Origin of the sequence: Loktanella atrilutea (genome assembly GCF_900128995.1) — a bacterium.
Taxonomy (GTDB): domain Bacteria; phylum Pseudomonadota; class Alphaproteobacteria; order Rhodobacterales; family Rhodobacteraceae; genus Loktanella; species Loktanella atrilutea.
This window is the reverse complement of the sequence record NZ_FQUE01000001.1, coordinates 754,856-769,162: the sequence shown is the minus strand read 5'-3', so window position 1 is coordinate 769,162 and position 14,307 is coordinate 754,856. Positions and strand designations below refer to the sequence as shown.

Annotated in this window: 16 protein-coding genes and 1 tRNA gene; 12 read left to right on the top strand and 5 right to left on the bottom strand. The window is 66.3% G+C overall.

The window, feature by feature from the left end:
- The first annotated feature begins 83 nt into the window (after window positions 1-83).
- Window positions 84-377: a hypothetical protein gene (locus BUA54_RS20775; protein ID WP_143155329.1), complete on the top strand. Its 294-nt coding sequence runs from the start codon at window positions 84-86 to the stop codon at window positions 375-377.
- A gap of 172 nt (window positions 378-549) precedes the next feature.
- On the opposite strand, the gene BUA54_RS03735 is transcribed toward BUA54_RS20775, so the two are convergent.
- From BUA54_RS03735 to BUA54_RS03715, 5 genes are all read right to left on the bottom strand, one after another.
- Window positions 550-2,766, bottom strand: a complete 2,217-nt coding sequence (locus tag BUA54_RS03735; RefSeq protein WP_072855825.1) for a DEAD/DEAH box helicase — start codon at window positions 2,764-2,766, stop codon at window positions 550-552.
- Window positions 2,767-2,831: 65 nt separating this feature from the next.
- Complete coding sequence (locus BUA54_RS03730) at window positions 2,832-3,671, bottom strand: CPBP family intramembrane glutamic endopeptidase (protein ID WP_072855824.1); 840 nt, start codon at window positions 3,669-3,671, stop codon at window positions 2,832-2,834.
- 84 nt (window positions 3,672-3,755) lie between these two features.
- The gene (locus tag BUA54_RS03725) at window positions 3,756-4,895 is read right to left on the bottom strand and encodes an HD domain-containing protein (protein WP_072856138.1); all 1,140 of its coding nucleotides are present in this window, start codon (window positions 4,893-4,895) and stop codon (window positions 3,756-3,758) included.
- Window positions 4,896-4,980: 85 nt separating this feature from the next.
- The gene (locus tag BUA54_RS03720) at window positions 4,981-5,199 is read right to left on the bottom strand and encodes a hypothetical protein (protein WP_072855823.1); all 219 of its coding nucleotides are present in this window, start codon (window positions 5,197-5,199) and stop codon (window positions 4,981-4,983) included.
- A 5-nt stretch (window positions 5,200-5,204) separates the two neighbouring features.
- Window positions 5,205-5,858, bottom strand: a complete 654-nt coding sequence (locus BUA54_RS03715; protein WP_072855822.1) for an alpha/beta hydrolase — start codon at window positions 5,856-5,858, stop codon at window positions 5,205-5,207.
- A 162-nt stretch (window positions 5,859-6,020) separates the two neighbouring features.
- On the opposite strand from BUA54_RS03715, the gene iscR reads away from it, so the two are divergent.
- The 11 genes from iscR (at window position 6,021) to BUA54_RS03660 (ending at window position 14,258) form a co-directional block, all read left to right on the top strand.
- Window positions 6,021-6,479 (top strand): Fe-S cluster assembly transcriptional regulator IscR, encoded by a 459-nt coding sequence (gene iscR, locus BUA54_RS03710; RefSeq protein WP_072855821.1) that lies wholly within the window; start codon window positions 6,021-6,023, stop codon window positions 6,477-6,479.
- A 78-nt stretch (window positions 6,480-6,557) separates the two neighbouring features.
- Window positions 6,558-7,592 (top strand): cysteine desulfurase family protein, encoded by a 1,035-nt coding sequence (locus BUA54_RS03705; protein WP_072856137.1) that lies wholly within the window; start codon window positions 6,558-6,560, stop codon window positions 7,590-7,592.
- Between the two features lie 21 nt (window positions 7,593-7,613).
- The gene (sufB, locus tag BUA54_RS03700; RefSeq protein ID WP_072855820.1) at window positions 7,614-9,137 is read left to right on the top strand and encodes a Fe-S cluster assembly protein SufB; all 1,524 of its coding nucleotides are present in this window, start codon (window positions 7,614-7,616) and stop codon (window positions 9,135-9,137) included.
- Window positions 9,134-9,448, top strand: coding sequence for a heavy metal-binding domain-containing protein (locus tag BUA54_RS03695; protein ID WP_072855819.1), 315 nt, complete (start codon window positions 9,134-9,136; stop codon window positions 9,446-9,448). The genes sufB and BUA54_RS03695 overlap by 4 nt, the downstream gene beginning before the upstream one ends.
- A gap of 40 nt (window positions 9,449-9,488) precedes the next feature.
- Window positions 9,489-9,800, top strand: coding sequence for a DMT family protein (locus BUA54_RS03690; RefSeq protein WP_072856136.1), 312 nt, complete (start codon window positions 9,489-9,491; stop codon window positions 9,798-9,800).
- Window positions 9,801-9,812: 12 nt separating this feature from the next.
- A complete protein-coding gene (gene sufC, locus BUA54_RS03685; RefSeq protein ID WP_072855818.1) occupies window positions 9,813-10,568 on the top strand; it encodes a Fe-S cluster assembly ATPase SufC in 756 nt (251 codons plus the stop codon).
- Window positions 10,568-11,848 (top strand): SufB/SufD family protein, encoded by a 1,281-nt coding sequence (locus BUA54_RS03680; protein WP_072855817.1) that lies wholly within the window; start codon window positions 10,568-10,570, stop codon window positions 11,846-11,848. Before sufC ends, BUA54_RS03680 begins: the two co-directional genes overlap by 1 nt.
- The gene (locus BUA54_RS03675; protein ID WP_072855816.1) at window positions 11,848-12,345 is read left to right on the top strand and encodes a YIP1 family protein; all 498 of its coding nucleotides are present in this window, start codon (window positions 11,848-11,850) and stop codon (window positions 12,343-12,345) included. Before BUA54_RS03680 ends, BUA54_RS03675 begins: the two co-directional genes overlap by 1 nt.
- Window positions 12,342-12,911, top strand: a complete 570-nt coding sequence (locus tag BUA54_RS03670; RefSeq protein ID WP_072855815.1) for a YIP1 family protein — start codon at window positions 12,342-12,344, stop codon at window positions 12,909-12,911. The genes BUA54_RS03675 and BUA54_RS03670 overlap by 4 nt, the downstream gene beginning before the upstream one ends.
- Window positions 12,911-14,131, top strand: a complete 1,221-nt coding sequence (locus BUA54_RS03665; protein WP_072855814.1) for a cysteine desulfurase — start codon at window positions 12,911-12,913, stop codon at window positions 14,129-14,131. Before BUA54_RS03670 ends, BUA54_RS03665 begins: the two co-directional genes overlap by 1 nt.
- 50 nt (window positions 14,132-14,181) lie before the next feature.
- Window positions 14,182-14,258, top strand: a tRNA-Arg gene (locus BUA54_RS03660).
- The last annotated feature ends 49 nt before the right edge of the window (window positions 14,259-14,307 follow it).

The window sequence follows — 14,307 nt, the reverse complement described above, 5'->3', positions numbered from 1 at the left end:
GCCTGCCGGTTCCCTGAACCGCGCGGGACGCGATCCGTTTCGGGGCGGTCCGCAGTGCGTCATATGCAAATGAAGGAAAGGTCGTGCGCGCCATCCCGCGCGAACCGCAGGGGCACGTGACGCGCGGACGTTTCGGCGTCCGAACGACATGCAGGCCGATCATGACGATCGGACGCGCTGAATATCAGAAAAAGATCCGCACCGCCGCCGGGAGGATCGGCGGTGCGGACGAATTGCGTCGCTCAGATGCTGGCGAAATCCCGGAACATCGGGATCGTCTGCTGTTGCTGCTGCGGCGCGTGCGTCGGCGCCAAAGGGGTGCCTGTCTGCTGCGGCAGGGCGTGCGAGTCGCCCTGTTGCTGGGGTGCTGCCTCTGATTGGGCGGGGTACTGGCTGGCCATTGTAGGTCCTGTAATTTGCCTTCGGTTGGTTCCGAAACCCATCGTCTTCTACCGGACGATGTGTCGTGGATGGGGTCGAATCGTGTCGCGCGCGGGGCGCAACTGTGGCGGAATTAAGGCATTGTTCACCGCTCCGCCGCAGCAATCGTCACTTCGGTCCGCGCTTCAGCGGACCCTTGCCTGCGGGCTTGCGGGGTCCCGCCTTGCCGCCCGGCGGCACGAACCGCTTGGACGTGTCAGAGGCACTGGCCTTGGGCTTCGCTGGCGCGCCGTCGGGCTTCTTCCACGCGGGCTTTGCGTCGGATTTGCCTTTCCACGCGGGCTTTTCGCCCGGCTTTCCGTCCGATTTGCCCTTGTAGGGCGGCTTGTCCGACTTCCCCTTGTAGCCGGGCCTGTCGTCCGACTTGCCCTTCCACGCGGGCTTGCCATCGGTCTTGCCCTTGTAGGCCGGCTTGGCGTCGCCGTCGGCGCGATAGGGGGCGCGGGCCGGGCGGGCGTCGTCGGACTTGCCCCTCCAGACCGGCTTCGCCTTCGGCTTGTTCAGATCGACGACCGCATCGCCGTGATCGCGACGCTCCGGCTTGGCAAAGGGCTTGGCGCGCGGCTTGCGCTCTTTCGGCGTATCGGACTGCGGCGCGATCGCGGCCACGTCGTCCTGACGGCTGGGCGGCGGCGGGGTCGTGTCGCGCGGGCGAGGGCTTCGCGGGGCGGCGTCGTCGCGCTTGGCATAGGCCTTCTTGTCGGGGCGCGCGCCCCGGTCACTGATCTGCGGGATGCCGTCCACCTCGGACAGCTCCGCCTGATTCTCCAGCACCATGTCGGGGCCGACGGCCTTCAGGAACCCGGCGGCGGCCGCTTCGGCGATCTCGACGAAGGTCTCGTCCGCCTGAATGCGAATCGCACCGATTTCCTTCTTGGTGATGTCGCCGGCCTTGCACAGCATCGGCAGCAGCCAGCGCGCCTCGGCCTTCTGGTCGCGGCCCACGTTGACGCGGAACCACTTCGACGGGCCGAAGGTCTCTTTCCGTTCGCGCGGCGCCGTCTCGCGGCCTTCACGCGGCGGCGGTGCGTTATATTCGGTCAGGTCTTCCGGCGCGGACTGCTTGCCCTGATAAAGCCGCAGGTAGGCCGCGGCGATCTGGGTCGCGTCATGTGCCTCCAGCAGGCGACCGGCAAAGGCCAGCTCCTCCGCGTTGAAGGTTTCGGACCAGATCTCGTCGTTCAGCAGCCGTTCCTCGTCCTTGCGCAGGATCTCGTCAGCAGAGGGTGGGACCGCCCATGTCGCGGTCAGCTTGCCCCAGGTCAGCAGATTCTCGGCCCGGCGGCGCATCTTGGGCGTCACGATCATGGCAGAGATGCCCTTGCGCCCCGCGCGACCCGTCCGGCCGGACCGGTGCAGCAGGATTTCCGCATTGGTCGGCAATTCCGCGTGGATCACCAGTTCCAGGTTCGGCAGGTCGATGCCCCGCGCCGCCACGTCGGTCGCCACGCAGACCTTGGCCCGCCCGTCGCGCATCGCTTGCAAGGCATGGGACCGTTCCTGCTGGCTTAACTCACCGGACAGGGCGACAACGGAAAAGCCACGGTTGCTCAGCCGCGTGGTCAGCCGCGTGACCATGGCGCGGGTGTTGGCAAAGACGATGGCATTGGGCGCATCGTAATAGCGCAGCACATTGATGATCGCATTGTCGGCGTCATGCTGTGCGACGCTCAGCGCGCGATAGTCGATGTCGGCGTGCTGGCCTTCCTTGGTGGTCGTGGCGACGCGCACCGCGTCCTTCTGATAGGATTTCGCCAGCTTCACGATCATCGGCGGCACGGTGGCGCTGAACATCAGGGTGCGGCGCGCGGGCGGAGCTTCGCCCAGAATGAACTCCAGATCGTCCTTGAAGCCGAGGTCCAGCATCTCGTCCGCCTCGTCCAGCACGATGGCGCGGATGTCGGACAGGTCGATGTTGCTGCGGTTCACGTGGTCGACCAGACGCCCCGGCGTGGCGACGACGATATGCGCGCCGCGGTCCAGCGCGCGGCGTTCGTCACGCGCGTCCATGCCGCCGACGCAGGACGCGAGAACGGCCCCGGTGTCCTTGTAAAGCCACGACAATTCGCGTTTGACCTGCAACGCCAGTTCCCGCGTCGGCGCCACGATCAGCGCCAGCGGCCGCCCGGCCGGGCCGAAGGTGCCGTCCTCCGCGAGGATCGTCGGCCCGATGGCAAGACCGAATCCCACCGTCTTGCCGGACCCGGTCTGCGCGCTGACCAGCAGATCCTGACCGTCGAGTGCCGGATCGGTCACCGCCTCCTGAACGGGCGTCAGGGTGTCATAGCCCTTTTCGGCAAGGGCTTTGGCAAGGGAATCGATCATGGGGCAAGGGTCCGGTCTGAATATAAGCTTCGCGCCCTATGCCCCTTGACCCACGCTGTCCAGCATCAAATGCAGGGCATTTGGCGTTCTTCCGCCGCTGCGGTGCGCCGACGCCAGCGCCGGTGGATGCGCCAGGCGGCGAAGGTCAGCAAGGCGGGACCGATCAGCGCAGCGAATCCCGGTTGCGGCAACGTCGTTGTCGCGGCCTGCGGCGACAGACGCAGCATCAGCGCCATCGACAGGGCGAAAGCGTCCCAGATCGCATGCAGCAGGATTGCCGGCCAGACGCTGCGCGCCTGCACGGTGATCGCGCCAAAGAACAGCCCGAGGCCCGTGGCGCTGACGATCTGGATCGCCGTCAGGGCGATGTCCTGACCCACCAGCGCGTTGACCACGTGGAACAGGCCGAAAAGCACGCCCGAGACCACGATCGCCATCCCGGCAGACAGGCGATGGCGCAGCGCGCCCAGCACGACACCGCGGAACAGCGTCTCCTCGAACAGTCCGATCAGCAGGGTCATCGTGCCGATCATGGCGATCTGGCGGGCGGTGTCCTCCCGCGGCGCATCGGTCAGCAGCGCGGCCCAGACCAGAGCGACGATGCCGAGGCCCGGCAGGATGAACCAGAGCGACAGGCGCAGGCCCGCCCGGTCCACCGGCCCGCGCAGGCCGGTCAAGCGGCCCCAGCGGAACAGGGCGACCGGCACCAGAAGCACCGCCGCCACCACCGCCTCTGTCACGATGTAGGGGCGCAGGTCGGACAGGTCGAAGGTGCCGGTACCGCCCGTCGCATCGACCGGTCGGGACAGGATCGTGGGCAGCGCAAACCAGACCGCGAAGAGGGTCAGGACGAAGGCGGCGCAGGCCCCGGGATAGCGGGCGGCGAGGGTCGAGAAGGGGCGCATGCAGTGTCCTGTCGGGGCGATGCGCGACCATGTCCGATCGCGCCCGCCGTGACCAGCGGTCAGACTGCGGATCGTGCGGTCAGGTCACGTCGCGGTGAAAAACGCGTCGATCTGCGGCAGAATGGCATCCCACAGGGCCGGCGCCCCGCGCCGGACCTTGTCGCCGACACGGGTCTCAAGCTGGTCGCGGGTCACGTTGTAGGACAGCCACGTGCCGCCACGGGTCGCCAGATTCGCCATGACCGGCTGCACCCGGTCCAGCGCCTTGGCAAAGACGGCATCGTCGCTTGTCGCCGCCTCGAATTCGGTCCAGAGCGCGTGAAGCGCGGCTCCCTGGTCCCGTGGCAAGAGGCCGAACAGGCGCGCTGCGGCGCGGGCCTCGTCGGCGGCCTTGGCGTTCCGGTCGGAGGCGGCGGTGTGGATCGGCAGGTCGCCCGCGTCGATTTCCACGAGGTCGTGGATCAGCAGCATCGCGATGACCCGGTCGGTGTCCACGGGGCGGACCGCATGTTCCGCCAGCGTCAGGGCGTAAAGGGCAAGGTGCCAGCTGTGCTCTGCCGAATTCTCGCGGCGGGAACCGTCGAAGAGGGTCGTGGCGCGCAGCTCTGTCTTGAGCCGGTCCGCCTCTGCCAGAAAGCGCAGCCGGGCGGTGGTGTCCGCGTCGAGGCGGGCGCCGGTGCGATCGAGCAGGCCGAGGGCGTAGGTGTAGAGGCCGGGCCAGTCGTCGGCCAGCGCGGCGGGGCGACCGGTGGCGAGCAGGGCGCGGATGATGTCACGCTCCACCTCCGTCTGCGCGGCGTTGCCCAGTTCCTGCATCAGCGGCTGCGCCATGTCGAGCATCCGCGCCGTGCGGGCGGCGGGCGAGGTGCCGTCCTCGAAATCCTCCCACACCGCGCGGAAGGTGGTTGCCTGATCGGCGGGCAGGATCGGATAGAGCCGGTCGGCGGCGGCGCGTTCCTTGATCGCGATGGCGGCGTGGTCCTGTGGCAGGTGGATCGGATGATCGCCCGCGTCGATCTCGACCACGTCGTGCAGCAGGGCCATGTGGATCGCCGCCGGCGGCGCGCCGAAGACGAGGGCCCAGAGCGCGAGGTGCCACGAATGTTCGGCGGAATTCTCGTGCCGCGAGCCGTCCATCAGGACGTTTGCGCGGACCACGGACTTCAGGCGGTCGGCTTCGGACAGGAAGGCAAGCTGGCGGGAGAGGCGATCGGAAGCGGACATGAAATACATTTCAAAAAGCAAATGTTTCGCATGCGAAACATATTATGTTATATTTCACGACCCCTTAACCGGACCGCACTGAGCGTCAACCGGCCGGTTTCGCGGCCCGGGCGGTCAGGATCTGACGCGCCCGCGCCTCTGCCCGGCGGATGCGGACGAAGGTGAGGTAGCTTTCCTGCAGCGTCTGCGACGACGCGCCAAGCAATTCGCCGATCTGGTCGACGATCTTGTCGTCGCCGGTGCGTTCCGCATCGGCGAGGGCCAGTTGCGCAAGGTCGAGGGCGACGTCGTCGACGTAGGACATGGGGCTTACCGGGTGCTTTCGGTCAGGCGGCGGCGGACGTAGGACTTCACGCTGCCGATCATCGGGTCCATGTGCGGATCCTCGAAGAAATGGCCGGCGCCGGGCACTTCCTCGTGCGTGATGGTGATGCCCTTCTGGTCGTGCAGCTTGTTCACGAGGCTGACCGTATCGGCGGGCGGCGCCACGCGGTCGGCGGCGCCGTTGATGATGAGGCCCGAGGCCGGGCAGGGGGCGAGGAAGCTGAAGTCGTACATGTTGGCGGGCGGCGAGACGGAGATGAAGCCCGTGATCTCGGGCCGGCGCATCAGAAGCTGCATGCCGATCCAGGCCCCGAAGGAGAAACCGGCGACCCAACAATGCTTGGCGTTGTTGTTCATCGACTGCAGGTAGTCGAGGGCGGAGGCGGCGTCGGAGAGTTCCCCGATGCCCTGGTCGTATTCGCCCTGGCTCCGGCCCACGCCGCGGAAGTTGAACCGCAGCACGGTGAAGCCCATGTTGTAGAAGGCGTAATGCAGGTTGTAGACGACCTTGTTGTTCATCGTGCCGCCGAACTGCGGATGCGGATGCAGCACGATGGCAATGGGCGCGTCACGGTCTTTTTGCGGGTGATAGCGGCCTTCGAGGCGGCCTTCGGGACCGGGAAAGATGACTTCGGGCATGAACGTTCCATCTGCTGCGGGCGAGAGGTATTCTTGACGAAAACGCTCGGGCACCTTAGAAAGATTCTAAATTCGCACGGCGTGCCGGGCGAGGGGATTGGCCGTGACCTAATCAGGCCGCGCGGCTTCGTCAATGTTTATGGCGGTTGGAGGGCATTTGCGATGAAATTGAGCACCAAGGGACGCTATGCGATGGTGGCGCTGGCCGATCTGGCCCTGCAACCGGACGGGACGCTGGTCAGCCTGACGGAGATCGCGCGCCGTCAGGACGTGAGCCTGCCCTATCTCGAACAGCTGTTCGTGAAGCTGCGGCGCGAGGGGCTGGTCGAATCCGTGCGCGGCCCCGGCGGCGGCTACCGCCTGTCGCGTCCCGCGGCAGAGATCAGGGTGGCCGACATCCTCGGTGCCGTGGACGAGACGGTGAGTGCCATGCACAAGGGGGCCGGCGCCTCTGGCGGGGCATCGGGCAGCCGCGCCCAGTCGCTGACCAATCGGCTGTGGGAGGGGCTGAGCGCGCATGTCTATGTCTTTCTGCACCAGACGCGGCTGAGCGACGTGGTGGGCAATGCCATGGCCCCCTGTCCGGCGGTGCCCGCCCTGTTCGAGGTGGTCGATGAGTGAGATGTCGCAGGGGGCGCTGCCCCCGGCCCTGAAGGGCCTCCCCCGGAGTATTTATGGAAAAAGCGAGGACCTGTGGCCGTGAGCCGGATCTATCTGGATCATAATGCAACGACGCCCGTGAGGGCGGAGGCGCGGGCGGCGATGATCGCGGCGATGGACGTGGTGGGCAACCCCAGTTCGGTGCACGGCGAGGGGCGGGCGGCGAAGGCGCTGCTGGAGCGGTCGCGGGCCACGGTGGCGGAGGCGGTGGGCGCCTCCGGGGCGGATGTCGTCTTCGTGTCGGGGGCGACGGAGGCGGCGGCGCTGGCGCTGGCGGGGCGCGGGTTGCATGGGTCGGACCTGGAGCATGAAGCGGTGCGGGCCTGGGTCGACTGCGATCTGCCCGTGGCGGGGGGGCGCGTCGTCGTGACCGATCCCGCCCGGTCCGTGGTGCAGCTTGCCAATTCCGAGACCGGGATCCTGCAGGCGCTGCCCGAGGGGCTGGCGGTGAGCGACATCACGCAGGGCTTTGGCCGCGTCGCCTTTTCCTATGCCTGGGCCGGAGTGGAGCAGGTCTTTCTGTCCGCTCACAAGTTCGGCGGGCCGAAGGGCGTGGGCGCGCTGGTGGTGCCGCAGGGCTTTGACGTGACCGCCCGGTTGCGCGGTGGCGGGCAGGAGATGGGGCGGCGGTCGGGAACCGAGAACATCGTGGCGATCGCCGGCATGTCGGCGGCGGCGGCGGCGGCGCAGGACGATCTGGCCGCCGGGCGCTGGTCGCGGGTTGCGCAACTTAGAAATATTCTAGAAGAAGCGGTTGCGGATGCCGTGCCGCAGACTATTTTTGTCGGGAATGATGTCGATCGGTTGCCCAATACCAGCTGCATGATCTGTCCCGGCTGGCGGGGCGAGACGCAGGTGATGGCGATGGATCTGGCGGGTTTCGCGGTGTCCGCGGGGTCCGCCTGTTCCAGCGGCAAGGTCCGCACATCGCCGGTGCTGACGGCGCTGGGATACGGTGACGATCAGGCCCGCTGCGCGCTGCGCGTGTCGCTGGGGCTGGAGACGACGGAAGACGAGGTCATGGCCTTTGCGGATGCATGGTGTGCCAGGGCCAGACGGATGATGGCGGCGTGAGTGCCGAGAGAGGTGAGTAAAATGGCTGCAATGGATGTTGACGTCAAAGAGGGCGTCGATCAGGAGACCGTCGATGCGGTGGCGCAGCTGTCGGGGGCCTACAAGTACGGCTGGAACGACGACGAGATCGAGATGGACTACGCGCCCAAGGGCGTGAACCCGGATATCGTGAAGCTGATCTCCTCCAAGAACGAGGAGCCGGAGTGGATGACCGACTGGCGCCTGTCGGCGTTCCAGCGCTGGGAAGGCATGAGCGTCCCGAACTGGGCCATGCTGCAGCTGGCGGACATCGATTTCCAGGACCTGTATTACTATGCCCGGCCGAAGAGCATGGAGGTGAAGCCGAAGTCGCTGGACGAGGTCGATCCGAAGCTTCTGGAAACCTACAAGAAGCTGGGGATCCCGCTGAAGGAGCAGGCGATCCTGGCCGGGGTCGAGGGCGCCGAGGCGCCGCCCGCCGAGGGCCGTCAGGTTGCCGTGGATGCTGTCTTCGACTCCGTGTCCGTGGGCACGACGTTCCAGAAGGAACTGGCCAAGGCCGGGGTGATCTTCTGCTCGATCTCGGAGGCGATCCGCGAGCATCCGGAACTGGTGAAGAAGTATCTGGGCAGCGTCGTGCCGCCGTCGGACAACTTCTATGCCACGCTGAATTCGGCTGTGTTTTCCGACGGGTCCTTCGTCTACATCCCGCCGGGCGTACGCTGCCCGATGGAATTGAGCACCTATTTCCGCATCAACGCCGAAAATACCGGCCAGTTCGAACGGACGCTGATCATCGCGGACAAGGGGTCCTATGTCAGCTACCTCGAAGGCTGCACGGCGCCGAAGCGCGACGTCGCACAGCTGCACGCGGCGGTGGTCGAGATCATCGTCGAGGAAGACGCCGAGGTGAAGTATTCCACGGTGCAGAACTGGTATCCGGGCGACGCCGAGGGCAAGGGCGGCATCTACAACTTCGTGACCAAGCGCGCCGACTGCCGGGGCGACCGGGCGAAGGTCATGTGGACGCAGGTGGAGACGGGCTCTGCCGTGACGTGGAAGTATCCCAGCTGCATCCTGCGGGGGAACGATTCACAGGGCGAGTTCTATTCCATCGCCATCGCCAACAACATGCAGCAGGCCGATACGGGTACCAAGATGGTGCACCTCGGCAAGCGCACGAAGTCGCGGATCGTGTCCAAGGGGATTTCGGCGGGCAAGGCGCAGAACACGTATCGCGGGCTGGTGTCGATGCACCCCAAGGCCAAGGAATCGCGCAACTATACCCAGTGCGACTCCCTGCTGATTGGGTCGGAGTGCGGGGCGCATACTGTGCCCTACATCGAGGTGAAGAACAATTCGTCCCGTGTGGAGCATGAGGCGACGACGTCAAAGGTGGACGACGAGCAGCTGTTCTATTGCCGCAGCCGCGGCATGGACGAGGAAGAGGCCGTGGCGCTGGTGGTGAACGGCTTCTGCAAGGAAGTGCTGCAGGCGCTGCCGATGGAATTCGCCATGGAGGCGCAGGCGCTGGTGGCGATCAGCCTCGAAGGGTCGGTCGGATGATCGTCACGACGACACCCACCGTCGAGGGTCGTCCGATCCGCGACTACAAGGGGATTGTGGTCGGCGAGGCGATCATGGGCGCCAACGTGGTGCGCGATTTCTTTGCGCAGGTCACCGATTTTGTCGGTGGCCGGTCAGGGGCTTACGAGACGAAGCTGCGCGATGCGCGGGAGGCCGCGATGGGCGAGTTGCAGGACGAGGCCGCCAAGATGGGGGCCAATGCGGTCGTCGGCGTGGATATCGATTACGAGGTCGTCGGCGACACGATGCTGATGGTCTCGGTCTCTGGCACCGCGGTGGTGCTGGGATGAGGCGCGTTCTGCGGTGACGCCCTACGTCCTGCCGGTGCTGATGCTGGTCGCGTCGAACGTCTTCATGACCTTCGCGTGGTACGGGCATCTGAAGTTTCCGGCGCAGGCGTTGTGGGTCGTCGTGCTGGTCAGCTGGGGGATCGCGTTCTTCGAGTACTGGCTGGCGGTGCCGGCGAACCGGATCGGTCACACGGTCTATTCGGCGGCGCAGCTGAAGACGATGCAGGAGGTCATCACGCTGGTGGTCTTCACGGGGTTCTCTGTCTTCTGGTTGAAGGAAGGCGTGAGTTGGATGACGCTGGGTGGTTTCGCGCTGATGGCGTGCGGGGCAGCCATGGTGTTCAAAGGATAGAAGGAAGAAGTCATGTTGGAAATCAAGGGCCTGAAGGTCGATCTTGAAGACGAGGACAAGTCGATCCTCAAGGGTGTGGACCTGACCGTTCCGGCGGGCAAGGTGCATGCGATCATGGGCCCGAACGGGTCCGGCAAGTCGACGCTGTCCTACGTGCTGTCCGGCAAGGACGGCTACGAAGTGACCGGCGGGACGGCGACGCTGGACGGCGTGGACCTGCTGGAGATGGAGCCGGAAGAGCGCGCCGCGGCGGGCCTATTCCTCGCGTTTCAGTACCCGGTCGAGATTCCGGGCGTCGGCAACATGACCTTTCTGCGCACGGCCGTGAACGCGCAGCGCAAGGCGCGGGGGCAGGAGGAACTGTCTGCGGGCGACTTCCTGAAGGAAGTCCGCGCCAAGGCGAAGGACCTGCAGATCGACGCCGAGATGCTGAAGCGGCCGGTCAACGTCGGTTTTTCGGGTGGCGAGAAGAAGCGCAACGAGATCCTGCAGATGGCGATGCTGGAACCGAAGATGTGTATCCTTGACGAGACCGATTCCGGCCTTGACGTGGACGCGATGAAGCTGGTGGCGGACGGCGTGAACGCACTGCGGTCTGAAGGGCGGTCGTTCCTTGTCATCACGCATTATCAGCGGCTTCTGGACCATATCAAACCTGACGTCGTGCACATCATGGCGAACGGGCGCATCATCAAGACCGGTGGGCCGGAGCTGGCGCTGGAGGTCGAGAACAACGGTTACGCGGACCTGATGGCGGAGGAGGCGTAATGGCCCTGCCGCAACGCAAACAGGACGCGACGGACGCGCGGCTGGAGGGCGTCATGCTGCCCGAAGGGCCTGCGTGGCTGACCAAGGCGCGCAAGGCGGCGCTGGGGCGCGTGGCGGCCGTGGGGCTGCCGGCGCGGCGCGACGAGTACTGGCGGTTCACCGATCCGACGACGCTGACCGACGCGGCTGCGATCACGGCCGATGTGCTGGAGGTCGAAGAAGACCCGGAGTTTTCCGGGGCCGACGCCCTGCGGGTGGTCTTCGTGGACGGAGTCTTCGACGAAGGTGCCTCTGACGATCTGTCGGCCGCCGGCGTGACGATCACGCGGCTGGCGCAGGCGCAGGACCTGACCTGGGCCGCCGACCTGCTGGGCACGCTGGAAGAGCGTGGGCAGCAACCGGTGGAGCGTCCCCTGGCGGCGCTGACCACGGCCACGGCGACGGACGGGCTGCTGATCCACGTGACCGGGCAGGCAGGGATGATCCATCTGCGCTATGACCGCAAGGACGCAGGGGCCGACGTGGCGTTGCATCATGTGGTGAAGCTGGACGCGGGTGCTGTCGTGACGCTGCTGGAAAGCGGCGCCGGGGCGGCGCGGTTTGCCTCGAACATGGAGGTCGATGTGGCCGACGGTGCCGCGTTCCACCATGTCCGCGCGCAGGGCCGCGACCATGGCCGCCGCATGAACACCCACACGTTTGCCCGGATCGGGGCGGAAGCGACCTTCAAGTCCTTCACCCTGTCGGTGAACGGTGCGCTGACCCGCAACGACTGCATCATGGAGATCCTGGGCGACGATGCCACGGCGCATGTCGCAGGGGCCTGCGTCGGCGATGGCGAGGATTTCCACCACGACGACACGGTGTTCATCACCCATGACGCGGTTGGCTGCGAGAGCCGGCAGGTGTTCAAGAAGGTGCTGCGCAACGGTGCCGTTGGCGTGTTTCAGGGCAAGATCCTGGTGAAGCACGGCGCGCAGAAGACCGACGGCTATCAGATCAGCCAGTCGCTGCTGCTGGACGGCGACAGCCAGTTCCTCGCCAAGCCGGAACTGGAGATCTATGCCGATGATGTGGCCTGTTCGCACGGCAGCACCTCTGGCGCGATCGACGAGGATGCGCTGTTCTACCTGCGGTCCCGCGGCGTGCCGGAGAAGACGGCGACGACTCTGCTGACCCTGTCGTTCCTCGCCGAAGCGCTGCAGGAGATCGCGGACGAGAGCCTTGCAGACGATCTGCGCGACCGGCTGGCGGGCTGGCTGGACCGTCACCAGCACTGATGGCGGTCACGGCTGACATCGTCCGCACCTGGCGCGGACCGCGCGCCGTCATGCGCGACCTGCTGGCACAGGGCAAGCGGGAGGACCGGGCGCTGGCCTACCTCATCGTGTTCTGCCTGCTGGTCTTCGTCGCGCAATGGCCGCGGCTGGCGCGCACGGCGGCGGGGTTCGACCTTGCCCCGGGGGTGGAGCCGCGCGAGATCGGGCAGCTGATGACCTACGAGCTTTTCGCCTGGCTGACGATCTGGCCGCTGGCGCTCTATGCTCTGGCGGCGATCAGCCATCTGGTCGCGAAAGCGTTTCGCGGGCAGGGGACGTTCTACTCTGCCCGGCTGGCGCTGTTCTGGTCGCTGCTGGCGAGCGTGCCGGTGCTGCTGCTTTATGGCCTGATGGCCGGATTTCTGGGGCAGGTGGCGGGGACGCATCTGGTCGGCGCGTTCTGGATCGTGGCCTTTGCCGTGATCTGGCTGCAATCCCTGCGCGAGGCCGAGGCGTGACGCCCGGGGCCTTCATAGGGGGATCGTTCCGCGACCCGGCGGGGACCGCCCGCGCGCTGACGCGGACGGCGCTGCCGGGGGGCGTGCTGTGGCAGATGGCGGCGCTGGTCACCGTAGCATCGGTGCTGGTGCTGCAACTGGGCCTGTTCCTGTCGCCGGCAGAGGCGGCAATGGTCGGCGCCAGCCCCTTCATGCTGTGCGTCATCCTCGGGTCGTCGCTGCTGATGATGATCGCCGCGATCTACTGGACGGGGCGGATGATCGGCGGACAGGGCGCTTTTGCCGCGGCGATCCTGCTGGTCGTCTGGTGGCAGGCCATGGCATTGGTGATCCAGATCGTGCAGACCCTGGCCCTGCTGCTGTTCCCGCCGCTGGCGGGGATCGTGACGCTGGCCGGTCTGGCGTGGCTGGTCTTTGCGCTGCTGCACCTCGTGAACGTGCTGCATGGGTTCGACAGTCTGCTGAAATCGCTGGGCACCGTCGTGATCGGCGTGCTTGGCATATCCTTCGGGCTGGCGCTGCTGCTGGCCCTGATCGGCGTGACCCTGCAAGGAGGCACCCTCTGATGTTCGATGTGGACGCGATCCGCGCGCAATTCCCGATCCTTGGGCGAGAGGTCAACGGCAAGCCGCTGGTCTACCTCGACAACGGTGCCTCTGCCCAGAAGCCGCGCGTGGTGATCGACGCGATGACGCGGATGTACGAAAGCGAATATGCCAATGTTCACCGTGGCTTGCATTACCTTTCGAATGTGGCGACCGATCATTACGAAGGCGTGCGTGGCAAGATCGCGCGGTTCCTGAACGCGGGGTCGGAGGATGACATCATCCTGAATTCCGGCACGACCGAGGGCATCAACATGGTCAGCTATGGCTGGGCCGCGCCGCGGATGGAAGCGGGCGACGAGATCGTGCTGTCGATCATGGAGCACCACGCCAATATCGTGCCCTGGCATTTCCTGCGCGAGCGGCAGGGCGTGGTGCTGAAATGGGTGGACACCGCCGCCGACGGATCGCTCGACCCGCAGGCGGTGATCGATGCGATCGGGCCGAAGACCAAGCTGGTCGCCGTCACGCAGATGTCGAACGTCCTGGGCACGCTGGTGGACGTGAAGGCGATCTGTGCGGGCGCCCATGCCAAGGGCGTGCCGGTGCTGGTCGACGGCTCTCAGGCTGCGGTGCACCTGCCGGTCGATGTGCAGGACATCGGCTGCGACTTCTATGCCATCACGGGACATAAGTTATACGGGCCAAGCGGATCCGGGGCGATCTTCGTGCATCCGGACCGGATGAGGGAGATGCGGCCCTTCCTTGGCGGCGGCGACATGATCCGAGAGGTCGGCCGCGATGCGGTGACCTACAACGACGCCCCGATGAAGTTCGAGGCCGGCACCCCGGGGATCGTGCAGACGGTGGGCCTTGGCGTCGCGCTGGACTGGATGATGGACGTCGGCATGGACAACATCGCGGCGCACGAGGCTGGCTTGCGCGACTACGCGCAGGACCGGCTGCACGGGCTGAACTGGCTGCAGGTGCAGGGCAACGCGCCGGGCAAGGGCGCGATCTTCAGCTTCACGCTGGACGGGCCCGCGCATGCGCACGACATCTCGACCGTGCTGGACAAGAAGGGCGTGGCCGTGCGCGCCGGTGCCCATTGCGCGATGCCGTTGATGGATCACCTGGGGCTGACGGCGACCTGCCGCGCGTCCTTCGGCGTCTACAACACCACGGCCGAGGTCGATGCGCTGGTCGACGCGCTGGAGCTGTGCCACGAACTTTTCGCCTGAGGCCTTTTCGCGTTGCGGCGCGGTTTTCGCGCCGCTATAGACGCACCAAGGCACCCGTAGCTCAGCTGGATAGAGCGCTGCCCTCCGAAGGCAGAGGCCACAGGTTCGAATCCTGTCGGGTGCACCACATTTCCGCAGCGCGCCGAAGTGGCGGGGGCCAGCCCCCGCGCCCCCGA